This window comes from Undibacterium sp. RuTC16W, assembly GCF_049339445.1.
Classification (GTDB): Bacteria; Pseudomonadota; Gammaproteobacteria; order Burkholderiales; family Burkholderiaceae_D; genus Undibacterium.
The window spans coordinates 1-282 of sequence record NZ_JBMPPE010000125.1 but is presented as its reverse complement, the minus strand read 5'-3'; the positions used below and the strand labels follow the sequence as shown (position 1 = coordinate 282).

Annotated in this window: 1 other RNA gene; it reads left to right on the top strand. The window is 57.4% G+C overall.

Annotation, left to right across the window (positions count from 1 at the left end):
• Positions 1–282, top strand: a transfer-messenger RNA (tmRNA) gene (gene ssrA / locus ACO0K4_RS19790); the annotation flags it as partial.

The following is a 282-nucleotide window of genomic DNA, read 5'->3' as shown; positions in this document are numbered from 1 at the left end:
GGCAGAGCACCTCGTAAATCCAACTGCAAACCACATAGTTGCCAACGACGACAACTACGCACTCGCTGCTTAATACCCAGTAGGGTGCCGTCCGACTGAAGCCGTGCCGGTGCGTTCAGGTTTCGGGCGTCATATCTCATCGGATCGCGACGCGGCTTGCTCCGGGCCAACTCGTTAAAACCATAGGAGCTCGCCGTACGTCTTCCCTGCCTGTCGGGTAGCGTCCGGTTAAAACAATAGACGGGATACGCATGTAGAACCGACGGCAGAGGGCTTGCGGAC